At 72.4% G+C, this 22,312-nt stretch carries 22 protein-coding genes and 1 pseudogene; 3 read left to right on the top strand and 20 right to left on the bottom strand.

Annotation, left to right across the window (positions count from 1 at the left end; all coding sequences use genetic code 11):
* Window positions 1–8: 8 nt before the first annotated feature.
* A pseudogene (gene nhaD / locus BLP95_RS04320) lies at window positions 9–1,475 on the bottom strand (sodium:proton antiporter NhaD).
* Between the two features lie 137 nt (window positions 1,476–1,612).
* Here nhaD and BLP95_RS04315 point away from each other — a divergent pair.
* Window positions 1,613–2,221 carry a CBS domain-containing protein gene (locus tag BLP95_RS04315; protein WP_089677190.1) on the top strand — a complete coding sequence of 203 codons (609 nt, stop codon included), beginning with the start codon at window positions 1,613–1,615 and terminating at the stop codon, window positions 2,219–2,221.
* A 48-nt stretch (window positions 2,222–2,269) separates the two neighbouring features.
* Here BLP95_RS04315 and BLP95_RS04310 read toward each other — a convergent pair whose 3' ends face one another.
* The 11 genes from BLP95_RS04310 to BLP95_RS04260 form a co-directional block, all read right to left on the bottom strand.
* The gene (locus BLP95_RS04310) at window positions 2,270–3,931 is read right to left on the bottom strand and encodes a phosphoethanolamine transferase (RefSeq protein WP_089677189.1); all 1,662 of its coding nucleotides are present in this window, start codon (window positions 3,929–3,931) and stop codon (window positions 2,270–2,272) included.
* Complete coding sequence (locus BLP95_RS04305) at window positions 3,924–4,688, bottom strand: phosphatase PAP2 family protein (protein ID WP_089677188.1); 765 nt, start codon at window positions 4,686–4,688, stop codon at window positions 3,924–3,926. The genes BLP95_RS04310 and BLP95_RS04305 overlap by 8 nt, the downstream gene beginning before the upstream one ends.
* Window positions 4,689–4,747: 59 nt before the next feature.
* Window positions 4,748–6,154, bottom strand: a complete 1,407-nt coding sequence (locus tag BLP95_RS04300; protein WP_089677187.1) for an ATP-binding protein — start codon at window positions 6,152–6,154, stop codon at window positions 4,748–4,750.
* Window positions 6,151–6,831 carry a response regulator gene (locus BLP95_RS04295; RefSeq protein WP_089677186.1) on the bottom strand — a complete coding sequence of 227 codons (681 nt, stop codon included), beginning with the start codon at window positions 6,829–6,831 and terminating at the stop codon, window positions 6,151–6,153. Before BLP95_RS04295 ends, BLP95_RS04300 begins: the two co-directional genes overlap by 4 nt.
* A 6-nt stretch (window positions 6,832–6,837) precedes the next feature.
* Entirely contained in the window at window positions 6,838–7,512 is a 675-nt protein-coding gene (locus BLP95_RS04290; protein WP_218118519.1) for a tetratricopeptide repeat protein, read from the bottom strand.
* Window positions 7,509–8,351 (bottom strand): SDR family oxidoreductase, encoded by an 843-nt coding sequence (locus tag BLP95_RS04285; RefSeq protein WP_089677185.1) that lies wholly within the window; start codon window positions 8,349–8,351, stop codon window positions 7,509–7,511. The genes BLP95_RS04290 and BLP95_RS04285 overlap by 4 nt, the downstream gene beginning before the upstream one ends.
* The gene (locus BLP95_RS04280) at window positions 8,338–9,030 is read right to left on the bottom strand and encodes an iron-containing redox enzyme family protein (protein ID WP_089677184.1); all 693 of its coding nucleotides are present in this window, start codon (window positions 9,028–9,030) and stop codon (window positions 8,338–8,340) included. Before BLP95_RS04280 ends, BLP95_RS04285 begins: the two co-directional genes overlap by 14 nt.
* Before the next feature lie 4 nt (window positions 9,031–9,034).
* On the bottom strand, window positions 9,035–10,504 hold the full coding sequence (locus BLP95_RS04275; RefSeq protein ID WP_089677183.1) for an AMP-binding protein: 1,470 nt from the start codon (window positions 10,502–10,504) through the stop codon (window positions 9,035–9,037).
* Window positions 10,488–11,147, bottom strand: coding sequence for a thermostable hemolysin (locus tag BLP95_RS04270; protein ID WP_089677182.1), 660 nt, complete (start codon window positions 11,145–11,147; stop codon window positions 10,488–10,490). The genes BLP95_RS04275 and BLP95_RS04270 overlap by 17 nt, the downstream gene beginning before the upstream one ends.
* Before the next feature lie 85 nt (window positions 11,148–11,232).
* Window positions 11,233–11,736 (bottom strand): C40 family peptidase, encoded by a 504-nt coding sequence (locus tag BLP95_RS04265; protein ID WP_425402537.1) that lies wholly within the window; start codon window positions 11,734–11,736, stop codon window positions 11,233–11,235.
* Window positions 11,737–11,788: 52 nt separating this feature from the next.
* A complete protein-coding gene (locus tag BLP95_RS04260) occupies window positions 11,789–12,133 on the bottom strand; it encodes a hypothetical protein (RefSeq protein WP_089677181.1) in 345 nt (114 codons plus the stop codon).
* A 214-nt stretch (window positions 12,134–12,347) separates the two neighbouring features.
* Between BLP95_RS04260 and gloA the strand changes: the two genes are divergently transcribed.
* Window positions 12,348–12,881, top strand: a complete 534-nt coding sequence (gene gloA / locus BLP95_RS04255; RefSeq protein WP_089677180.1) for a lactoylglutathione lyase — start codon at window positions 12,348–12,350, stop codon at window positions 12,879–12,881.
* Between the two features lie 111 nt (window positions 12,882–12,992).
* Window positions 12,993–13,961, top strand: a complete 969-nt coding sequence (locus tag BLP95_RS04250) for an ABC transporter substrate-binding protein (protein ID WP_089677179.1) — start codon at window positions 12,993–12,995, stop codon at window positions 13,959–13,961.
* An 81-nt stretch (window positions 13,962–14,042) separates the two neighbouring features.
* Here BLP95_RS04250 and BLP95_RS04245 read toward each other — a convergent pair whose 3' ends face one another.
* The 8 genes from BLP95_RS04245 to BLP95_RS16815 all read right to left on the bottom strand — a co-directional run bounded on the left by BLP95_RS04245 (window position 14,043) and on the right by BLP95_RS16815 (window position 22,125).
* The gene (locus BLP95_RS04245) at window positions 14,043–14,780 is read right to left on the bottom strand and encodes a DODA-type extradiol aromatic ring-opening family dioxygenase (RefSeq protein ID WP_089677178.1); all 738 of its coding nucleotides are present in this window, start codon (window positions 14,778–14,780) and stop codon (window positions 14,043–14,045) included.
* A gap of 136 nt (window positions 14,781–14,916) precedes the next feature.
* Window positions 14,917–16,107 (bottom strand): lipocalin-like domain-containing protein, encoded by a 1,191-nt coding sequence (locus tag BLP95_RS04240; protein WP_089677177.1) that lies wholly within the window; start codon window positions 16,105–16,107, stop codon window positions 14,917–14,919.
* The gene (locus BLP95_RS04235; RefSeq protein ID WP_089677176.1) at window positions 16,107–18,590 is read right to left on the bottom strand and encodes an FtsX-like permease family protein; all 2,484 of its coding nucleotides are present in this window, start codon (window positions 18,588–18,590) and stop codon (window positions 16,107–16,109) included. Before BLP95_RS04235 ends, BLP95_RS04240 begins: the two co-directional genes overlap by 1 nt.
* Window positions 18,587–19,267 carry an ABC transporter ATP-binding protein gene (locus tag BLP95_RS04230; protein ID WP_089677175.1) on the bottom strand — a complete coding sequence of 227 codons (681 nt, stop codon included), beginning with the start codon at window positions 19,265–19,267 and terminating at the stop codon, window positions 18,587–18,589. Before BLP95_RS04230 ends, BLP95_RS04235 begins: the two co-directional genes overlap by 4 nt.
* Before the next feature lie 80 nt (window positions 19,268–19,347).
* The gene (locus tag BLP95_RS04225) at window positions 19,348–20,349 is read right to left on the bottom strand and encodes a metal ABC transporter solute-binding protein, Zn/Mn family (protein ID WP_089677174.1); all 1,002 of its coding nucleotides are present in this window, start codon (window positions 20,347–20,349) and stop codon (window positions 19,348–19,350) included.
* Window positions 20,350–20,367: 18 nt separating this feature from the next.
* Window positions 20,368–21,258, bottom strand: coding sequence for a metal ABC transporter permease (locus BLP95_RS04220; RefSeq protein WP_089677173.1), 891 nt, complete (start codon window positions 21,256–21,258; stop codon window positions 20,368–20,370).
* Window positions 21,242–21,976 (bottom strand): metal ABC transporter ATP-binding protein, encoded by a 735-nt coding sequence (locus BLP95_RS04215; RefSeq protein WP_089677172.1) that lies wholly within the window; start codon window positions 21,974–21,976, stop codon window positions 21,242–21,244. The genes BLP95_RS04220 and BLP95_RS04215 overlap by 17 nt, the downstream gene beginning before the upstream one ends.
* A complete protein-coding gene (locus BLP95_RS16815) occupies window positions 21,976–22,125 on the bottom strand; it encodes a hypothetical protein (protein WP_176760223.1) in 150 nt (49 codons plus the stop codon). The genes BLP95_RS04215 and BLP95_RS16815 overlap by 1 nt, the downstream gene beginning before the upstream one ends.
* Window positions 22,126–22,312 lie beyond the last annotated feature (187 nt).

Genomic DNA, 22,312 nt, shown 5'->3' with positions numbered 1-22,312 from the left:
GCGACGCCTCAGAACAGGGCGCGATTGATCAGCAGGTGGGTCGCCACGCTGGCCGCGTAGCCCAGGGCGATGGCCGGGGCTCAGCGCAGGTGGCCGGCGAAGGTGTAGATGCCACGCGCCTGGCCCATCAGCGCCACGCCGGCGGCGGAGCCCATGGCCAGCAGGCTGCCGCCGACGCCGGCGGTCAGGGTGATCAGCAGCCAGTTGCCGCTGGACATGTCCGGCGCCATGGAGAGCACCGCGAACATCACCGGGATGTTGTCCACCACTGCCGAGATGAGCCCCAGCATGACATTGGCCCACATCGGGTCCCAACCGCCATAGAGGCTCTGCGAGAGCAGCGCCAGGTAGCCCATGAAGCCCAGGCCGCCCACGCACATCACCACGCCGTAGAAGAACAGCAGGGTGTCCCACTCGGCGCGGGCGATGCGGCTGAAGATGTCGAAGGGGACCACGCTGCCGAGCTGCTCGAGCTTCTTCCAGTCGCCGCGCCGAGCATAGCGGGTGTGCTTGCGCGCCAGCGAGCGCGGCAGGCTGCGGCGCAGGAAGTAGCCGAAGAACTGCAGCAGCCCCAGGCCGAACATCATGCCCATGGCCGGCGGCAGGCCCAGCACCGAGTGGCACAGCACCGAGATCGCCACGGTGACCAGGAACAGCAGGATGATGCGCCGGGCGCCTCGCTTGAGCCAGACCTCCTCGGTGAGGCCGGGGGGCTTGCGGTTGCGGATGAAGAGGTTCATCAGCAGCGCCGGCACCAGGAAGTTGACCAGCGAGGGGACCAGCAGCTGGAAGAAGGCCGCGAAGGGCAGCTGGCCCGCCTGCCATACCATCAGGGTGGTGATGTCGCCGAAGGGGCTGAAGGCACCGCCCGCGTTGGCGGCCACCACCGTGTTGATGCAGCACAGCCGGATGAAGCGGTCGTCGCCCTCGGCCACCTTGAGCACCACCGCGCACATCAGCATGGCGGTGGTCATGTTGTTGGCGATCGCCGAGATCCCGAAGGCCAGGAAGCCGGTGATCCAGAACAGGCTGCGGTAGCTGAAGCCCTTGCGCACCAGCCAGGCGCGCAGCGCGTCGAACACCCGCCGCTCCTCCATGGCGTTGATGTAGGTCATCGCCACCAGCAGGAACAGCAGCAGCTCGCTGTATTCCAGCAGCGTCTCGCGGAAGGCCGTCTCGGCAAGCGCGGGCATGCCGGCGCCGGTATAGGCCCAGGCCACCAGCGCCCAGATCAGGCCGGCGGCCACCAGCACCGGCTTCGACTTGCGCATGTGCAGCAGCTCCTCGGCCATCACCAGGGCATAGGCGAGCACGAAGAGGGCGACCGACAGCGTGCCGGCGCCGCTGCCGGTGAGATCGAGTGAGCCGGCGCCGGCCAGGGCCAGCGGCGGGCAGGCGAGCCAGCAGGCCCCCAGCAGCAGGGCAGCGCCGAGGCGATGACGGGAGGTGGCAGGACGGGAAGGAGAAGCGCTCATGGGGGCAGGGATTCGTCGGGGAGAAGGAGAGGCGCAGGATAGCGGCAGGAGTCTTAAGCCTGCCTTAAGGGAGCCCTGAAACCGTGAGGGTGAGAGGTGCCGCAGGCACCCCACGACCCTGACGAGGAGTTCATCCCATGCATACCCTCAATCTCTCCCCCAAGCCTCTCGCCCAGCTCGCCATGCCGCCGAGGCTGGTCACGCCACCGCGCCCGCGGCTTACCGCCGCGAGTCCCGCCCTCGAGGTGCTCACCGACTTCTCGCGGCACGCCCCGCGCACCATTCCCCCCGAGATGGGGGTCGACGAGGCGCACCTGATGATGCGCCATGGCGGCATCCGCCTGCTGCTGGTGGTCGATGACCGGCAGCGCTGCATCGGCGTGCTGGCGGCGCGCGAGGTGATCGGCGGACGACGCATCACCCTGGCGATGCAGCAGCATGACCTGCCGCGCGGCGAGATCACCGTGGGCATGATCATGACGCCCTGGCACAAGCTGGCGGCCATGTCGCTGGAGCAGCTGGCCTCGCTGACCATCGAGGACCTGCTGCTGTCGCTGGAGGCGATGACCGACCAGCACCTGCTGGTGACCGAGCGTGACGACCAGGGGGGCGACTGGATCCGTGGCCTGGTCTCGGCGGCCGACATCCGCCGGGCGGTGGGCGCCGGTGACAGTGCCTCCCAGGGCATGCCGCTGGCGCACAGCTTCGCCGACATCTGCCGGGTGGTGACCGGCCACGAGCTGTAGGCCCGGCAGCCTGGTCGCCTCGCCGCCCCGGGGCCCCCTCCCCGGGGTTCAGGCCGGTGGCAGGCGACAACCCGACGTCAGGTCCAGGGCATCCTGGCGGACCTCGCTCTCCACGCCTAGCAGCCCCAGCAGCGAGTGGAACAGGTGGGCATGGCGCAACGAGGCGTCGCGCTGCGCGGCGAGGCAGTTCTCATCCAACCCCTGGCCGCCCAGGAAGCCGTCGGAGGCCCACCACACCAGGGGCACGCGGGTCTGCTCCTGGGGGGCGATGGCATAGGGCAGCCCGTGCAGGTAGATCCCCTTCTCGCCCAGCGACTCCCCATGGTCGGAGACATACAGCATGGCGCTGGATAGCGAGCGGTTCTCCTCCAGCACGCCGATGATCCCGTCCAGCACGCTGTCGGTATAGAGGATGGCGTTGTCGTAGCTGTTGACGATCGCTTGCCGGTCGCACTGGGCCAGGTCGGCCGTCTCGCAGGTGGGGGTGAAGGCCCGGAACGCCTCCGGGTAGCGCTGGAAGTAGCTGGGACCATGGTTGCCCAGCATATGCAGGACGACCACCGTATCCTCGCGTATCTCGCCGAGGCGACGGGCGAGCTCCTCGACCAGCACGCCGTCGAGGCAGCCCTCCTCCCCGCACCGCCCGGGGTAGTCATCGGGGGCGGGGGAGGCCCGCTCCACGCCGTCGCAGACCCCCTTGCAGCCCGACTGGTTGTCGATCCACTCCACGCGATAGCCGGCGCGCTGCAGCACGTCCAGCAGCGACTCGTGGCTGCGGGTGAAGCGCTCGTCGTAGTCGCCCCGCCCCTGGGGGGAGAACAGGCAGGGCAGCGAGACGGCGGTGCTGGTGCCGCAGCTGGCCACGTCACGGAAGTTGACGACATCACGCTCGGCCAGTCGCGGGGTGGTCTGCCGGTCATAGCCGGAAAGGCCCCAGTTGGCGGCGCGCACCGTCTCGCCGACCACCAGCACCAGCAGCCGAGGGGTGGCGTCGGCGTTCGGCCGGCGGCGGGCATCCTCGCCGATGGGCAGGCGCTCCTCGGGCAGGGGCGGCGGCGCCGCCATGACCTGGCCGGTGGAGACGATGGCGTTGCCCGGGGTCACCAGGTAGCGCAGCTCGTGATGGTTGCGCATCAGCGAGGAGAGGCTCTGGAAGGAGAGCAGCAGCGCCACCGCCAGCGTCGCCAGGCTGCCCAGCCACCAGAGCGTGCCGCTCGCCAGGGCCCGTCGCCAGCCTCGCCGCCGCAGCGGCCAGGCCCACACCGCGACCACCGGCAGCAGGGCGAACAGCAGCAGGTAGAGCGCCAGCCCCGGGGTGAGCAGCTCGCCGGCCTCGCGGGTATCGGTCTGCAGCACGTTGTCGATCATGTGGGTATCGAAGTAGGTGCCGTAGTGGCCGGTGAAGTAGCTCACCGAGGCGGCCACCAGCACAAGGATGGTCAACAGCGGCTTCACGGTCAGGCGGCCGACCAGCGGCAGGAACACCACCAGGTGCAGGGCGGTCATCACCACGCCATAACCCAGAAGCTGGCCCCAGTCGCCGAGTCCCGCGGGCGGCTCCGCCTCGATCACCGCCGCCCAGAAGCGCCGGTTGTAGAGCAGCGTGAAGCCGAGGCATGCCAGCAGGGTCAGGGCCTGGGGGGAGAGGGCCGGCAGCCGTGTGCGCAGGTGCCGCAGGCTGTCCAGGGGGAGGCGAGTGAGCTCAGGCATGGGCGGTGGCCTCGCGGGCGGGTTGAGTGGTGTCGGTGGGCTGGGTGGCCGGCGGCAGCAGCCGCTGCGCCAGGCCGAAGCTGATCGTCCAGCAGAGCATCAGGGTCCAGAGGTCGTGGGAGAGGAAGTGGGCACCGCGCAGCTGCTGCGTGACGCCGAAGGCGAGCCCCAGGCCCAGCCCCGTGGCCAGCCCCAGCCAGCGCAGGCGGGGACGCACGCGGCGCAGGAAGAAGTAGAGGGCGATCCAGGCGTAGCCGGCGCTGGCATGGCCGGCGGGGAAGCAGGCGCTGTCCGGCATCCCGGTGGGGCGCGGGGTGAGCAGGCCGACGAAGGGCCAGTCGCCGCCATAGCGGGCCAGGTCCCAGGGGCACTCCATGGGCACCAGCTGCTTGATGACGGAGACGGCGAGCGCGCCCCCGGCCACCGCCAGGAAAAGGTAGCGCAGGGGGCGGCGCCAGTGGCGCAGCGGGCGAAGCAGGAGGCTGGCCAGCAGCAGCAGGATCACGCCGCCCCCCAGCCACTGGCTGAGGGTGCGCCCGCCACGGTGCAGCCAGGTCTCCAGCAGCGGGTGTGTCCTCAGCGACCAGGCATCGCCCTGCAGGTCATAGAGGGCGTCGGCGAGGCGGAAGTCGAGCCCCATCCGGTCGATCACCAGCATCAGCAGCAGGAAGGCGGCCCAGGCCAGGACCAGGCGGTGCAGTGGCCGTGACGCGCTCGACGGGTCGACAAGCCGGGAAGCGGGGGTGGTGGGCGGCATGGCGGCATCCGGAAGAGGTCATGCCGCCATGCTGGCCGTGGTGTCTTAACGAAGCCTTATCACGGCGCGGGTGCGACGGCTCGGCTGCCCCGCGGCAGCGTCGCCACGGCGCGCAGGCCGCCGCTGGGCGCCTCCTCCAGGCGCAGGGTGCCGCCATGGCGGGCCAGCAGGCGCTCGACGATGGAGAGCCCCAGGCCGGCCCCGGCGCCGGGGCCGACGCGATGGAAGCGTTCGGTGACGCGTTCGCGCTCCGCGGCGGGAATCCCTGGGCCCTGGTCATCCACCCGCAGCGTCAGGCGGGCGTTATCGGCCGCCAGGGCCACTGTCACCCGGCCGCCATCCGGGGTGTAGCGCAGGGCGTTGCCCACCAGGTTCTGCACCAGGGTGGTGATGGCGCCCGGCTCGGCCGCCAGCCGCCAGTCGAGCCCCTCGTCGGCGACGAGGTCGAGCTCCTGGCCGCGTTCCACCGCCAGCGGCGAGAGCTCGGCCAGCGCCTCGCGTACCTCGGCCAGCAGGTCGCCCTCGACCCGGGCACTCGTCTCCTGCTCCTCCTCCTCGGGCTCCAGGCGCGCCAGGGTCAGCAGTTGGGTGACCAGCCGGGTGGCCCGGGCCACCCCGCTGCGCAGCTCCTCCAGCGCCTCGCGCCGGTCGGCGGGGTCCTCGGCGGCCAGGGCGTTCTGGGCGTGCAGGTCGAGTACCGCCAGGGGGGTGCGCAGCTCATGGGCGGCGTCGGCGATGAAGCGCTTCTCGCGCACCCGCAGCCGCCGGATACGCTCCAGCAGCCGGTTGAGGGCGCCGACGATGGTGTCCAGCTCCCGGGGCAGCGGGCGCATCACCAGCGGCTGCAGGTTGTGGGGGTCGCGCTGGCGGATCGCCGCGGCCAGCCGCGACAGCGGGCGCAGGCCATGGCCGGTGGCCCACCACAGCAGCAGCGCCAGCAGCGGCAGGCCGATCAGGTCCGGCAGCAGGGTGCGCAGGGCCACGGCGCGGGTCAGCTCGCCGCGCACGTCGTCGCGCTCGGCGACCATCACCCGCCGCGACGAGGCGGGCAGGTCGAGCACATAGACCCGCCAGTCGTGGCCGGCCACCCGGCTGCTGACGTAGCCGGGTGGCGCCGCGGTGAAGGGCTCGGCAGGGGCGCTGGCCGAGCGCAGCAGCAGCCGGTCGTCCTCCCATAGCTGGAAGGCCAGCTTGCTCTCGTAGCGGTGGCCGGGCAGCCCCTTGTCCGACTGCTCGGCACGCTCGAGGGCACTCTCCAGGCTGGCCAGCAGCGCCTCTCGCCGGTCGTCCGGCAGCGGCACCTGGACCAGCCCCTCCAGCAGGCGGGCGTTCTGGGCCAGGCTGGCGTCGTAGAGCTCCTCGATCTCGTGGGCGGCGTAGCGGTAGCTGACCAGGCCGATGGCCAGCATGCTGATCCCGAACACCAGCAGCACCAGGCCCAGGGTGCGGCGGCGGATCGAGGTCACGCCTCGGCCTCCTGGGGCGCGCGGTCCAGCACGTAGCCGATGCCGCGCACGGTGCGGATCAGCCCCGGAAAGAACTTGCGGCGCAGGTGGTGGACATGCACCTCGATGGCGTTGCTCTCCACGTCCTCCTCCCAGCCGTAGACCAGCCGGGTCAGGGTGTCGCGGGTGAAGACCCGCCCCGGGTGGCCCATGAACTCCTGGAGCAGAGTGAACTCGCGGCGCGAAAGCGTGACCGCCTCGCCGCGGTAGCTTACCTCCCGGCTGGCGGGGTCGAGGCGGATGCCGCGGCACTCCAGCAGCGGGCTGGCCTGGCCCTGGCTGCGGCGCAGCAGGGCGCGCAGCCGCGCCTTGAGCTCGGCCACCTCGAAGGGCTTGACCAGGTAGTCGTCGGCGCCGGCATCCAGCCCGGCGATGCGGTCGTCCACGGCGTCCCGGGCGGTGAGGACCAGCACCGGCACCCGGTTGCCGCCGTGGCGGGCGCGCTCCAGCACGCGCATGCCATCGAGCCCCGGCAGGCCCAGGTCGAGGATCACCGCGTCGAAGGGCTCGCCGCCCTGCAGGGCGGCCAGCGCCGTGGCGCCATCGGCGAGGTGGTCCACGGTGTAGTGCTCGGGCTTGAGGGCCAGGCGGATGCCCGAGGCCAGGCTCGGGTCATCCTCGACCAGCAGGATACGCATCGGGGCTTACTTCTCCAGTTGCGACAGCAGGCGGTGGATCTCCTCGCGGCGGCCGGCATCGGCGAGCTCGCGACCGGGCCGGGGTGGCGCCTGCAGGGCCTTCTCCAGGGCACGGCGCGCCTCGGCGTCGCGGCCCTGCTGGTGCAGATAGTCGCCCCAGAAGTAGAGGCTGTCGAGCCCGTCGGGGTCGATGGCCAGCGCCCGCTTCAGGTGCCACTCCGCCTTGTCGTCGTCGCCGAAGCCGATCGGCCAGCCCGGCACCTGGTAGTAGAGCGCCCCCAGGCTGGTGTAGGCCGAGCCGTCGAGCGCCATGGGATCCTGCTCCAGGGCGTCCTCCAGGTAGCCCCGCGCCTGCTTGACCAGGCCCAGCGCCCCCAGTCCGCCCTCGGCGCCGGCCTGACTGGAGCGCACGATGCCGGCCCAGATCAGCCGCTCGGCGGACTCGGGCCGCTCGGCCAGCAGGCGCTCCGCCTCGTCGCCCAGCTCGGCCAGGGCCTTGGCCTGTCGGTCCTCGGGCAGTTCGTAGCGGATCTCGGCCCAGCGCGCCTGGAGCCGGGCCACCGCCGGGTCGCCGACATCCGCGGCCTGGGCGCTGAGGGCGAACAGGCCACCGAGGCCGGCGAGCAGCAGGGTGATCAGCCGTCGCGGGAGGGTGAGGCGAGGGAGGCGTCGAGCGTTCATGGCGTGGTCTCCGGGGATTCGAGGAAGCGGCGGATGACGGGAAGCTGGCGCGCCAGGGCGTGGTCGACCACGCCGGGCAGCAGGGCGTTGAGGCGCACGAAGAGGCGTTCGGGCCCGCCCAGCTGGGCCTCCTGGCGGCCGCGTTCCACGGCGCGGCGCACCGCCTGGGCGACCCGTTCGGGCGTGTCCATGGCGTTGCCCAGGGCTTCGTTCATGGCCTCCACCTCGGGGGCGTTCATGGCGGTGCGGGTGGCCCGTGGGGAGACGTGCAGCACCCGCACCCGGGTGTCGGCGAGCTCCCGGCGCAACGCCTGGCTGAAGCCGCGCAGCGCGAACTTGGTGGCGCAGTAGCCGACCTGCCCGGGATAGCCCAGGGTGCCGAAGGTGGAGCCCAGGGTGATCACCCAGCCCTGGCGTGCCGCCATCAGCCGGGGCAGCAGGGCGCGGGTCAGCTGCAGGGTGGCGGTGAGGTTGACGGCGACCAGCCGTTCGAGCTCGGCATCCGAGCCCTCGGTGAACAGCGCCACCCGGTTCACGCCGGCGGCGTTGATCAGCATGGTGACGCCCACCTCCCCGGCCGCGGCGACGAGCCTGGCGCGCTCCTCGGCGCGGGTCAGGTCGGCGGGCAGCGCGGTGACCCGGTCGGGGTGGCGGGCCGCTGCGACCTCCAGGCAATCTGCCCGGCGGCCGGTGATCAGCAGCCGGGCCCCGGCGGCGGCCAGCTCATCCACCAGCGCCTGGCCGATGCCGCCGCTGGCCCCGGTGATCAGCACCCGCTGGGCGGGCCAGCCGCCCTGCGGCAGTCGCCGGCGCCGGGGGAGGCGATCAGGCCAGCGCATCGGAGAGCTCCCGGGCGGCGCTGCCGCCGGTGCAGCGCGCCTCGACGCCGCGGAACATGGCGCCGTAGAGGCGGTAGACCAGCCTGGCGGTGTCGATCACCGCCGCCAGGTCGTCGGCCTCCAAGCGGTTCACCAGCCCCTCGAAGAAGGCCAGGTGGCCGATGTCCAGGCTGCCGTGGGAGGTCAGGTAACGCACGGCGTCATCGGGCAGCGCGAGGCTCGCCTGCAGCCGCTCGGCGGCCTGGGTGGCCAGCGCCGTGCTGGTGCCCTCGAGCACCTGCACCATGCCGAAGAAGCCCACCGGGTTGCCGTGCTCGATGGTGTCGCGCACCGCGGCCACCATCAGCCGGGTGGCGGGGTCCGCCGGTCGCGCCGCGGCCGCCTCGGCGTCGCCGCCGGCGGCGCGGATGTCGTCGAGGATCCACTGCTCGTGGCCATGCTCCTCCTCGATGTACTCCACCAGAGCCGTGCGCAGCCACTCCAGCCGGTCGGGCAGGCGCGCGCCGCAGGCCATCATCAGCGGCACCGTGAAGCGCACATGGTGGTAGGCCTGGCCGAGGAAGGCGAGGTACTCGTCGCGGCTCACGCGGCCCTCCAGGGCGCGGGTCAGCAGCGGGGTGGCCAGCAGCCAGTCGCGCTCGTCGCGGGTGGCCTGCTGCAGTTGCTGGTAGGGGGTCATGGGGTCACTCCTTGGTGGGTGTGGAGCAGGGGACAGGCAGGTTCGACGCGCCGCGCAACCAGTCGCCATGGACGGCGAGGATGGCGTCGCGGCGCAGGCGGCCGTTGGCCGTCAGCTGGTGGTTCTCGGGGGTGAAGGGGGCGCTACGTCGCCATTCGCGGACCCGGGCATAGTCCGGCAGGCCGGCATTGGCCTCGGCCACCGCGGCGGCCAGCATGGCGTCGTCGACTTGGGCCGAGGCGGGCACCAATAGGGCGCGATTGGCGGGCAGGGCCTCGCCATGGATCAGGGCCTGGGCGACGGCGGGGCGGGCGCAGAGCTCGCCCTCCACCCACTGGGGGTCGACGTTGCGGCCGTAGGCGGTGATGAAGACCTCGCGACGACGCCCCGCCAGCACCAGGGCCTCCCCGTCCCAGCGGCCCAGGTCGCCGCTGGCGTGCCAATCGCCGGCGGCCGGCTCGCCCAGATAGCCCAGCATGGTGGCCCCGCGCACCCGCACCTCGCCGCCGTCGTCGAGGCGCACCTCGGCATGGGGCAGCGGCCGGCCGACGCCATGGGCGGGCTCGCCGGGGCGATTGAGGCAGACCACCGAGGCGCACTCCGAGAGCCCGTAGCCCTCGAACACCGGCCAGCCGCCGGCCTGCGCTTTGGCGAGCAGCGTGTCGGCGACCCGCGCCCCGCCCACCGCCACGAAGCGCAGGCTCTCGGGGGCCCTCGGGGAGGCCTCGACCAGCGCCTGCAGCAGCTGGGGTACCAGGATCAGGCTGTGGGGACGGCTGGCGTCGAGGGTGGCCAGTGCCCGCCGTGGGTCGAAGCCGCTGGCGCCTCGCCAGCCCAGCGCCGCCACCCCGGGAAGGTGGACGCCGGCCCCCAGCCACAGCGGCACGTAGAGGCCGCCGATGTTCTCCAGCAGGGTGGAAAGCGGCAGCATCGCCAGGTGGCGCTCGATACCGAGCGGCTGGACCACCGCGGCGAGGCTCTCGGCTACGGTGAGCGGGGCGGTGGCGTCCAGGCAGACCCCCTTGGGGGCGCCGCTGGTGCCGGAGGTGAAGGTGATGCGAGTGGTGCCGGCATGCAGGGGAGGGAGGTCGGCGACGCGCCGGGTGGCGATGGCCGGGTCCCGTGTGGCGGCGAAGCCGTGGGCCTCGCCGGCGGGACCGATCCAGGCGTCGAGCCCGGCGCTCGCCACCAGGTGGCGGTGCTGGGCGTCGCTGAAGAAGGCGGGTACCGGCACCGCCACGCGACCGTCCAGAAGTAGCGCCAGGTCCCACAGCGCCCAGTCGATGCCGTTGTCCAGGGCCAGGGCGACCCTCACGGCCCCGGCGTCGGCCAGCCGGCGCCGGCGCGCCTCGATCTCGCCCGGCAGTTCGGCGAAGCTGACGCGGCGGTGCCCATCGTCCAGCGCGATGCCGGTCGGCTGCGCCTCGGCGTGGCGGGCCAGTCGCGCCAGGAAGGCCTCAGGCGAGGTGCGCATGGCCCACCTCCGTCGCGCAGGGAGGGGTCGAGGGCAGCAGCCCCCGTTCGGCAAGCTCGCGATGGGCGCGGGCCAGGTCCCCGGCCATCACCCAGGGCCGGCGCTCGTAGTAGCGTCCCCAGTCGGCCTGGTCGTCGCCGAGGCGTGCCGGGTCGGCAGCCATCACCGGCTCCAGGGCAAGGCCCAGGCGACGGATGCCGTTGGCCACCTCGGGGGTGGCGGTGAACAGCAGCCAGCCGATGCCCTCGCGGCCGAGTTGGTCCACCAGGCGCAGGAAGAGCATGCGCTGCATGCCCGGGCGGCGGCTGGCCAGGTTGCCGATCTCGGCGACCTGGTGGCGGGCCACGGGGCGGGCGAAGCGCTCGGCGAGCAGGCATTCGGCGCTGACGTCCAGGTAGCGTTCCTGGAACAGCGGGCCGCTCGCCGCGCCGCGCACGCCGACCGCCGCCTGGGCCCGGTCTCCCTGCCACAGGCCGAACAGGCGCGGCAGCAGCTGGCGGAGATCGGCGCCATGCTCCTCGGCGAAACGACGGCGGATCAGGTGCTCCAGGCGGCGGCGCTGGGTCCAGTGGCGGGCCTCGCGCCACGCAAGCGACGAGGCGGCGCTCTCCGGCAGGCAGGGCAGGTGTCTCGGGTCAGGCATCGGGTCGTCTCCATGACGTGTCACCGATACTCTGGTCCCGACAACTTAACGCAGGCTTAAGCCCCGGAAGGGGCCTGTTTCGGCCTTAGGGCGCCGGCGCCGCGGCGCCGAGGAAGCGCTCCTGCCAGTAGGCGAGTTCTACCGGGGTGGTCTCCACCCGGCGGCCGCGGCCCGGGGCGTGGATCATCTGGCCGTCGCCGCGGTAGATGCCCACGTGGTTGGCCTTGCCGCCGCCCGAGGTGTCGAAGAACAGCAGGTCCCCGGGGCGGGCACGCCCCACCTCCGGCAGGGCCCGGAACTGGGCATGGGCGGTGCGCGGCACGGAGATGCCGGCGGCCCGGTAGGCCAGCTGCACCAGGCCCGAGCAGTCGACGCCGGCGGGGGTGTTACCGCCGAAGCGGTAGGGGGTGCCCAGGGCGCGCTCGGCCTCCGCCAGGATCAGTACCCGGTCGATGGAGAGCCCTTCCTGGGGCGGCGGATCCTCCACCGCCAGCTCCTTGCCGGCACAGCCGGCGAGCATCAGCATCAATAGCGTCAGGGTGATCAGGCGCGGCAAGGAGAGTCTAGCGCGGTAGGGCATCACGGGCATCGTCGGGTCCTGGCGAGGCGGTCCTGACCCCTACACTAGACGCGGCGAAGGCTCAGCGGAAGGCGATGCGCGTGCCGTAGGCCAGCATCTCGTCCGGGGTCAGGGCGTGCCCGGGCACGCCGATCATCTCGTCGCCGCATTGGTCGGCCCAGGTCAGCACGCCGTGGGTCAGCCCCAGGCCGCCCAGCAGGTCGCGGATCTCGCCGGTGCCGAGGAAGGTGCGGGTTCGCCCCGTGGCGTCCGAGAGGGCCGAGACCCCCTCGCCGTGGTGCAGGCGCACGGTATAGATGCCGTCCATGGACTCGATCTCCACCATGGGGGAGAAGCCGTGGGCGACGGCATCGGCCAGCTGCTTCAGGGTGATATGGTCCTTCAGGTCGTAGGCGTGGGCGCTCATGGCAGGTCTCCGGCGTGTCGTCAGGGATTGTACAAGAAGTGTAGAGCCTTTGGCGTCCCTTGCCAGCGATTTCGCAGCAATTCCGGTGGAAGATACTCCTTTCTTTATTCTGTGTATTTTCATGTAACACTATTGTCCATGCTGGGTGGGGGTGGAAAGCGGGCGTCACCGCCCCCATCTCCCCGGGACACCCATCAGGATGCAAGGAGCCGACATGAGCTTTACCGGCGAACACCACCCCGGCGTACAGGCCCCCTCCGCCGAGACCCGGGGCTTCCGCCTCAACCACACCATGCTGCGGGTCAAGGACCCCGAGAAGGCCCTGGCCTTCTACTCGCGGATATTCGGCATGTCCGTGGTGCGCCGCCTCGACTTCGAGGAGATGGGGTTCTCGCTCTACTTCCTGGCCCGGCTGGAGCAGGACGACGCCGTGCCGGAGGACGCCGCCCAGCGCACCGTGTGGACCTTCAGCCAGCAGGGCCTGCTGGAGCTGACCCACAACTGGGGCACCGAGGCGCAGGCCGACTTCGCCTACCACGACGGCAATGCCGAGCCCCAGGGCTTCGGCCATATCTGCTTCAGCGTGCCGGACCTCGACGCCGCCGAGGCGTGGTTCGACGCCAACGACGTCACCTTCGTCAAGCGCTCCGACCAGGGCAAGATGAAGGACGTGGTGTTCGTGAAGGACGCCGACGGCTACTGGATCGAGGTGGTCCAGGCCGACCGTCTCGCCGCCATGGGCGACTGAGACCGCGCGGCCGAAGGGGGCCGTCCGCGGGCGGCGGTTTTGCCATCTAGTCCGGCGGGCGCTAAGGTCATGCCCGTATCCATTCATGGCATGACCTGCCAAGGAGACCCGATGAACCTGTCCCGTCGTCCCCTTACCCTGGCGCTGGCCGGTGCCCTGCTGGCCGCCCCGCTGACCTGGAGCAGCGCGGCCCTCGCTGAGGAGCCGGCCCAGGTGCGCTTCTCCGTGCCCGCCTGGCCGGGGGTCACCGTCAAGACCGCCCTGGCGTCCCAGCTGCTCGAGACCCTGGGCTACGAGGTGCGCCAGCAGGAGCTCGGCTCCACCATCACCTACGAGGCCCTCACCCAGGGTGAGCTGGACGCCTTCCTCGCCGCCTGGCTGCCCGCCCAGAACGGCATGTACGAGACCACCCTGGAGAAGGGGCTGATCGTCGACCTGGGCAACAACGTCGACGGCGCCCGCCTGGGCTTCGCGGTGCCCACCTATGTGTACGAGGCCGGCGTGACCTCCGCCGAGGACCTGGCCGACGAGGAGATCGCCGAGAAGCTGGGGCGCACCGTCTACTCCATCGAGGTGGGCTCCGGCATGAGTGACACCCTCAACGAGGCGGTCGAGAACGACACCTACGGCCTCGCTGACTGGGACCTCTCCGAGACCTCCACCCCGGGCATGCTCAGCGCGGCGGACGCCGCCATCAACCGCGAGGAGTGGATCGTCTTCGCCGGCTGGACGCCGCACTGGATGAACATCGAATACGATATCCGCTACCTCGATGACACCCAGGACATGTGGGGCCCCGACGGCGGGCGAAGCGACGTCAAGACGCTGGTGACCACGGACTTCTCCGAGTCCAACCCCAATGCCACCCGGCTGCTGGACCAGTTGGTGTTCTCCGCCGACGACCAGAGCGCCATGATCCGCGGCTTCAGCTACGAGGAGCGCGAGCCCGAGGAGGTCGCCCTGCAGTGGCTGCGCGACAATCCCGAGCGGGTCGCGGCCTTCCTGGAGGGGGTGACCACCCGCGACGGTGAGCCGGCCTGGCCGGTGGTGCAGCAGGCGCTAGAGATTCCCGACGCCTGATGCGTCGATAACGGTGCGCGACGCGACGAGGCCGCCCCGGCAACGGGGCGGCCTCGCCTTTTCAAGGGAGCGTCGGCGGCGTCAGTCGAAGGCGTAGATGTCCATGGCCAGCACGCCGTGCTCCACGCTGTGGTGCAGGCGCCGGCCCGGCCCGCCGGCACCCAGCGCCACCAGCAGCGGCTGGAAGTGCTCCGGGGTGGGGTGGTTCTCCCGGGCCTTCGGCCCCTGCTCCCAGGCCAGTAGCGCCTCGCGGTCGTCCGCCGCCAGGCGCGCCTCGACCCAGTCGGCGAACTCGCCGACCCAGGGCGGCATCTCGGCATTCAGCGGCAGCATCTCGTAGAGGTTGTGGGTCAGGCTGCCGGAGCCGATGACCAGGATATCCTCCTCGCGCAACGCGGCGAGCTTCTCGCCCAGGGCGACCAGCTCGGCGTTGGGCCACAGCATCGGCAGGGACAGCGAGACCACCGGCACCTCGGCTGCGGGGAACATCAGCGACAGCGGCACCCAGGCGCCGTGGTCCAGGCCGCGCTCGGTGGGTACGGCGTTGAGCTCCCGGGCCAGGCGCCTGGCCAGCTCGGGCTCGCCGGGGGCCGGGTACTGGACCGCGAAGAGCTCGCGGGGGAAGCCGCCGAAGTCGTGGATGGTCTCGGGGGTTGCGCTGGTGCTGACCAGCAGCTGGCGGCTGGCCCAGTGGGCCGAGACCACCACCACGGCACGGGGGCGATAGTCGCGTCCCAGGTCGCGCAGGAAGGCGTGGGCCGGGGTCTCGGTCAGGGCCAGCATCGGCGAACCGTGGGAGATGAACAGGCTGGGCAGCATCTTGGTTCTCCTTGGGTGGATGGCGTCGGTGATGCCGATCACTCTAACAGCGTCCCGGGAGGAGATAATCGGGGCTTAGCGAGAAACATTATCGCTCACTCAGCGATAATCCTGTGTCCCCCATCCCGCGAGCGGCTCAATAGCCGGTCATCTCCAGGTAGCCGCCCCCCAGCCGCTCACCGCTCCGCGGGTCCCGGGCGACCACCTCGCCCTCCCAGTAGGGCACCGTGGTGGTCATCCAGCGCTCGGCGTGGGGCGCCTCGACGACCAGCTCGAGGCCCTCCCCGGGCACCGCCAGCCGCCAGCGGGTAGGCACCTCGCGCCCCGCCACCGGAGAGGTGGCCAGCGGGGTCATCGTCAGCGCCTGCGGGCCCAGCGGGCGGGTGGTGCCGTCCGGTGCGATCCAGCTGCCGGAGCGGTAGTCGCCGTCGTCGGCCCCGCCGCCGCGCAGCCGGAAGGCCATCAGCCGGCGGCCATCGTCCAGGTGCAGCGAGAACCAGTCCCAGCCCGCCTGGTCGGGGCTCAGCAGCTGGCTGCTCCACTCGCGGTCGAGCCAGCCCCGGCCGCTCACCCTGTGGGTCTCGCCGGCCAGGGTGACCTCGCCCTCGACCCGATAGAAGGGCTGGCTGTAGTAGTGGGAGCCTTGGCCGTCGGCGGCCTTCTGGCTGAAGCCGTTGTCGCCGTGCCGCACCAGCGGCCCCTCGGCGGTGAGGGTGAGGCGGTAGCCGAGGCGCGCTTCTCCTTCGCCCTCGAAGGCGGTGAGGGTGAGGTGCTCGAAGGTGTCGCCCGCCGCCTCCGTCACGGCGCTTGCCAGCTCCCAGTCGTCGAGCCAGGCGCGGAAGGGGGACGCCTCCGCGCCGGCCTGGCTCGTGTTTCCCCGAGAAGGTGCCGCTGAATGGCTGCGGGCGAAGCGCTCGGCCACGGCGTGCCGCTCGCCGCGCGAGACTGCCATATGCCCCATCCACAGCTGGTCGGCGGCCCAGGGGGTAGGCGCGGGACGCTCCGCCGGTGGCACCAGCGCCTGGCGGAACAGGGTCCACTGCAGCCCCATGGGCTCGCCGGCCTCGTCCTCCAGGTTGGCGGTGAGGTACCACCACTCGATGCGGGTGTCGGGATGGGCGCCATGATCCTCGGGGAAGCGCAGCGGGGTGTCCGCATCGGCCTGCACGAAGCCGGCGGTGGACTCGCCGAGTCCGGCGAAGCCGGTACCCGCACGCTCGGGCGGGGCCTTCTCGCAGCCGGCGAGGGTCACGAAGGCACCCAGCAGCACGGCCAGCAGCAGGGCTTGCCATGGAGACGGGGCGGCATGATGGAGCGGTCCTGGCATTATCCTGCCTCCTCGGCGAGCAGCGCCCGGGGTGGGGTGCGCCACAGGCGCAGGGTCGGCAGCGCCGCGGCGGCGAGCGCCACCGCCATGGCGGTGGCCAGGGTCAGGGCGACCTCTCCCGGGAAGAGGTGTAGCGGCAGGCGCCAGCCGAAGGCCGCCACGTTGATCACCGCCACCAGGCCCCAGGTGATGGCGATGCCCAGCGGCACGGCGACCAGGCCCACCGCCAGCGCCGTCCCGCCCAGCTGGGCGAGCTGGATGCCCAGCAGCCGGCGTCTCGGTACTCCCAGGGCCCACAGCGGCGCCAGGTGCCGGCGGCGCTCTGCCGCCTGTGCCAGCAGGCTGGCCAGCAGCGCCAGGGCCGCCACCGCCAGGGTCAGGGCGTTGAGCGCCCGGGTGATGGTGAAGGTGCGCTCGAAGATGCCGGTGGCGATGCGCTTGACCTCGCCCTGGTCGCGCAGGGCGTCGCGGCCCAGGGCGAACTCGTCGGCCAGCGCCGCGCCCAGGGCCTCGGCGTCGGCCCCCGGGGCCAGCACGATGCCGACGGAATCCGCCGGGGCGGCGAAGCGTGCGCCCAGCGCCGGCGCGGCCAGCAGCACCTCGCCCCGGGGGTTGCCGTAGTCGGGATAGACCGCCGCCACGGCTAGCGTCGCTCGGCCGTCGGGCGTGGCCAGGGTCAGGCGATCTCCGGGGGCGATCTCCTCGGCGACGGCCAGCTGCTCGTTGATGAAGGCGTCACCCTCCCGCAGCGCGGCCCATGCCGCCTCCCGCCCGGCGCGGGTCGCCAGCAGCGGCCAGGTCGGCGTCAGCCGTTCGCCCGGGGTCAGGCCGAACAGCGACACCGGGCGCGAGGTCGCCTCGGCGTCCACCGCCAGCAGGGTGCTCTCGCCATGGCGGGTGACCAGGCGCTCGGCCACCTCCGGGCGCTCGCCCAGCCAGGCGTGCACCGCCGCGAAGCGCTCCGCGGGGGGATCCAGGTAGAGGTCGGCCACCAGCCGCTGGTCGAGCCACTCCAAGAAGGTCAGGCGGAAGCCTCCCACCATGCTGTTGACCCCGAGACTCGCCGAGAGCGCGATCAACAGCGCCATCAGCGCCAGCGACAGGCGTGGCAGCTGCAGCTCGAGGTCGGCCAGGGCCCACTGGGCCAGCGGGCGGCGCCGGGCGAGCCGGCCAAGGCCCGCCAGGCTGACCGCCAGCAGCGGCGGCAGCCATAGTGCCCCCATCAGCAGCAGCGCCGCCATCAGCGCGAAGCCCGCCGCCAGCCCCTCGCCGGCGGGCTGGCGCGCAAGCCACGCCCATAGCGCCAGGCCCAGGGCGGCGACTCCTGCACCGGTCAGCGCCATGCGGCGGAGCTGGCGGAGATGCCCGGCGCGCCACGCCTGGGCGCGGCCCAGGTCGAGCACCGAGAGCCGTGCGGCCCGCCACAGCACCCCGGCACCGGCCAGCAGAAGCCCGCCCAGGGTCACGGCCAGGCCACCCACCCAGTAGTGCCAGGGCAGGCGCAGCTCCACGCCGACCCCGGCGCCGTAGAGGCTACCCAGGGTGGCGGCCACGTCGGGCAGCAGCGCCCTGGCCAGCCAGACGCCACCGGCGATCCCGGCCAGGGCGCCGACGATGCCGAGCAGCACCAGCTCCAGGGCCAGGCCGGCCACCAGGGCGCGTCCCGAGACCCCGATGGCGCGCAGGGTGCGCAGCATCCCCAGGCGCTGCTCCAGGGCCAGGCCCAGCGACGCCTGGACGATGAATAACCCGACGATCAGCGCCAGCAGCGCCAGCGCCGTCAGGTTGAGGTGGAAGCTCTGGGTCAGCTGGCCCGGGGAGACCAGGGTGGTGGCGCGGGTCAGCGCCAGCCCCGGCGGTGCGCCCGCCAGGGCCCCGGACGCGGTGACCAGTCGGCTGACGCGCTCGCCGGCATCGAGCAGCGCCGCGGCCGCGGCGATATCCATCACCAGGGTGTGCGGCGGCAGCGAGGGGGCGAGGCTCAAGGGTGGCAACCGGCCCGCCGCCAGCTCCGGGGTGGCCCCCGGGGCGGAGCCGGCGTCGAGGCCCAGGGCGGGCAGGGTGTCTGGGGCGAGGCGGGTCTGCCAGGGCGGTGTCAGGAAGCCGGTCAGCTCCGTGGTATCGCCGGCGGTGGCGAAGGCGCTGTCGCCGGGCAGGGTGAGGGGGTCGATGCCGATCAGCGTCAGCCGGGTACCGTCGGGGGCGGTGAGTTCGCCCTCCAGCAGCGGGGAGACCGGCAGCCCCTGGCGGCGCAGGGCGAGGAAGTCGTCGCGGGTCAGGGGGCCGCCGTCGAGGCGCTCCAGGCGGTCTAGCCCGGTGGTGAACAGCGCCTCTGCGCGGGCGTAGCTCTCCTTCGCCGAGGCGTTGATCGCCTGGACACCGCTCCACAGGGCGCTGGCCACCCACAGCCCCAGCAGCAGCATGGCCAGCTGGGCGGGATGGCGGCGGTAGTGGGAGAGCAGGGTGGCCAGCAGCGTCGTCATCGACTCGCCTCCGCGGCGGCCAGCGGCGCCAGGGTGCCGCGGGAGAGCCGCAGGCGGCGGTCCAGCGGGGCGGCGATGCGCGGGCTGTGGGTCACCATCAGCAGGGCGCAGCCGGTCTCCGCCACCAGCGAGAGCAGCAGCGCCAGCACTTCGCCTGCGGTGGCCTCGTCCAGGTTGCCGGTGGGCTCGTCGGCCAGCAGCAGCGCCGGGCGCGGTGCCAGGGCGCGTCCGATGGCCAGGCGCTGCTGCTGCCCGCCGGAGAGCTGCTCCGGGTAGCGCCGCTCCAGCCCGGCAAGCCCCAGGCGCGCGACCAGCTCGGTCGACCAGTCCGGGTCCTCGCGGCCGGCCAGGCGCGCCTGCAGGCGCAGGTTGTCGAGCACCGACAGGCTCGGCACCAGGTGGAACTGCTGGAACACCAGGCCCAGCGACTCACGGCGCAGGCGTGCCCGCTCGGCCTCGGCGAGGCCGGAGATCGCCCGGCCGCCCAGACGCACCTCGCCGGCATCCGGCAGGTCGAGCCCTGCGGCCAGGTGAAGCAGGGTGGACTTGCCGCTGCCCGACTCGCCCATCAGCGCCAGGCTCTCGCCCGCCGCCAGGCTCAAGTCGACCCCGGCGAGCACCTCGAGGGGGCCCTGGGGCGTGGCATAGGCCTTGTGTACCTGGCGGAACTCGAGCATGGCGGCCTCCCTGGCAACGATGCGCTCGATCTTCCCACAAAAGCCGCGCCACTCGAAGGTGGTGCCGTTCTGGCTGTCGCTCAGTGGTCGTGGCCGTGATCGTCGTGCTCATGCCCCACGTCGTCGTGCGCCTCATGGCCGGGCTCGGCCAGGGCGTCGTGCAGGGTGGTGGCGTTGTGGCGCATCATGCCGAGCCAGGTGCTGGCCTCGCCCTCGGCGGCCAGGGCGTCGGCATAGAGGGTGCCGGCGATGGGCAGGCCGGTCTCCTCGGCGAGCTGCTCGAGCAGGGCGGGACTGGTCATGTTCTCGTGGAACAGGGCGCGCACCTCTTGCTCGCGGATCACCTCGATCAGCGCGGCCATGTCCGCGGCGCTGGGGTCGGCCTCGGTGGAGAGCCCCTGGGGCGAGATAAAGCGCAGCCCGTAGGCGCGGGCGAAGTGGCCGAAGGAGTCATGGCCGGTGATCACGCTGGTGCCGGCGGGGATCTCGGCGAGCAGTGCGCGCAGCTCGGCATCGGTGGCACCGATCTCGTCGAGGTAGCGCGCCGCGTCGGCCCGGTAGGCCTCGGCGTTGTCGGGGTCGGCCGCGATCAGGCCGTCGCGGATGTTGGCCACGTAGACGCTGCCGAGCCCCAGGTCCTGCCAGCCGTGGGGGTCGATATCGCCGTGGTCGTGGCCTTCATGGTCAGACTCGTCCTCGGCGGCATGGCCGTGATCGTCGTGGCCATCTACCTCCTCGGCCGCCGCCACCGCCTTGATGCCCTCGGCGGCGACCACCAGGGGGCCGGGGTAGCCGCTGGCGTCCACCAGGCGCTCCATCCAGCCCTCGAAGCGTAGGCCGTTGAAGACCACCAGGTCGGCCTCGGCCAGGGCGCGGGCGTCGCTGGGGCGCGGCGAGTAGACGTGGGCGTCGCTGTCGGGGCCCACCAGGGCGGTGACCGCGACATGCTCGCCGCCGACGTTCTCCACCATGTCGGCGAGGAGGCTGAAGCTGGCCAGCACCTGGATGCGCTCCGCGGCGTTGGCGGGCAGGGCGAGCAGGGCGGCGAGGCCCAGGGCGGCGGCGGGGCGGAAGGCTTTCATGGCGGGGTCTCCGTGGGATCAGTCGGGTTCCGGGGCGCCCAGCGGGGCGGCGCGGCGGCGGTAGCGGGCGAGCAGGCTGTGGTGGCGGCCCAGCAGGGCCGAGAGCAGGTAGCCGGCTCCGGCCAGCAGGATGATCGCCGGGCCCGAGGGCAGGTTGAGGTGGTAGGAGAGCAGCAGCCCGCCGCTGCTGGCCACCAGGGCCACCAGGATGGCGATGCCGATCAGTCCCTCCAGGCGCTGGCTCCAGAAGCGTGCGGTGGTGGCCGGCAGCATCATCAGCCCCACCGCCATCAGGGTGCCCAGGGTCTGGAAGCCGGCGGTGAGGTTGAGCACCACCAGGCCCAGGAAGGTGCCGTGGACCAGGCCGCCCCGGACCCCCTGGCCGCGCAGGAAGAGCGGGTCCAGGCACTCCACCACCAGGGCGCGGAAGATCACCGCCAGGGCCACCACGATCAGGCTGCTGATGGCGGCGATCAGCAGCAGGGCGGTGGTATTCACCGCGAGGATCGAGCCGAACAGCACATGGGTCAGGTCCACGCTGCTGCCGCCCAGCGACACCAGCATCACCCCGGCGGCGAGCGAGATCAGGAAGAAGCTGGCCATGGCGGAGTCCTCGCGATGGCCGGTCATCTGCGACACGCTGCCGGCGAGCACCGCCACCAGCAGCCCCGAGAGGATGCCGCCCAGGCTCATGATCGGCAGCGAGAAGCCGGCGAACAGGAAGCCCAGCGCCACGCCGGGGAGGATGGCGTGGGCCATGGCGTCGCCGATCAGGCTCATGCCGCGCAGCATCAGGAAGACGCCCAGCGGCGGGGCGGCCAGCGACAGCGCCAGGCCGGCCACCAGGGCGCGCTGCATGAAGCCGTAGTCGAGGGGGGCGAGCAGCCAGGCGTCAAGCAGTTCCAGCATCGAGGGTATCCGGGAAGGTGAGGGGCAGGCGCGGCGCCCGGGGCGGCTGCCCGGCGTAGCGCTCGAGCAGCGATTCGGGGCTGGCCCAGCGGCCGTGGCCGCCGGCCAGCACCAGCATGTCGTCGGCCAGCCGCGAGAGCTGCTCCAGGTCGTGGAGCACCACCACCAGGGTGGCGCCGTCCCGGGCCATGTCGCGCAGCACCTCCATCAGCACGTCCACCGTCTCGACGTCGACGTTGGCGAAGGGCTCGTCGAGCAGCAGCAGCTCCGCCTCCTGCATCAGGGTGCGGCCGATCAGGGCGCGCTGGCGCTGGCCGCCGGAGAGCTCGCCGAGCTGGCGGTGGGCCAGGTGGGAGATGCCCAGCCGCGCCATGATCTCGCGGCCCCGGCGGTAGTGGGCCGCGCAGTAACCCTTGAGGGCGCCGTGGCTGGGCCAGGTGCCGGTCATGATCAGCTCTTCCACGCTCATCGGGAAGGTGAGGTCCAGGGCAAGCTGCTGGGGCAGCCAGGCACGGCGTTCCTTCGGCACCTGGCAGGCCACGCGGCCGGCCACCGGGCGCAGCATGCCCATGATGGCGCTGATCAGGGTGCTCTTGCCGGCGCCGTTGGCGCCCACCAGGGCGGTCACGGCGCCGTCTTGGAAGCGCCCCTCGAGGTGCTCGAGCACGGTGCGCCCGCCGCGGGCCAGGGTGAGGTCCTCCAGCTGCAGGCGCGACATCACGCCCCCCAGCCGATGGCCCAGGCCACCGCCAGCCACAGCGCGGCCAGCGGCAGCGCCGCCAGCAGCAGGCGTCGCGTCGCCGAGAGCGACATCAGCGAGAAGTGGCAGGGCCCTTCCGGGCGGTGCCGGTGTCTGCGGTGTGCCATGGGTTCCTCTGGGCGCTGGCAAAACGTGGCGAGGTTATAACATAACAAAAGTGGCGCTGGCCAGTGCCGCCAGGTGCCCGCGACATCGCGTCGGCTGACGCCGCGGCCGCCAACGCGGAGAATGGTCGCGAGGTGGTGAACCGGGAGAGACGGATGGCAGCAGCATGGTGGTGGGCATTACCCCTTG

Source organism: Halomonas shengliensis (assembly GCF_900104135.1).
GTDB lineage: Bacteria > Pseudomonadota > Gammaproteobacteria > Pseudomonadales > Halomonadaceae > Halomonas > Halomonas shengliensis.
Note: the sequence above shows the minus strand (reverse complement) of the source record. Positions and strands in the feature narration are given on the sequence as shown.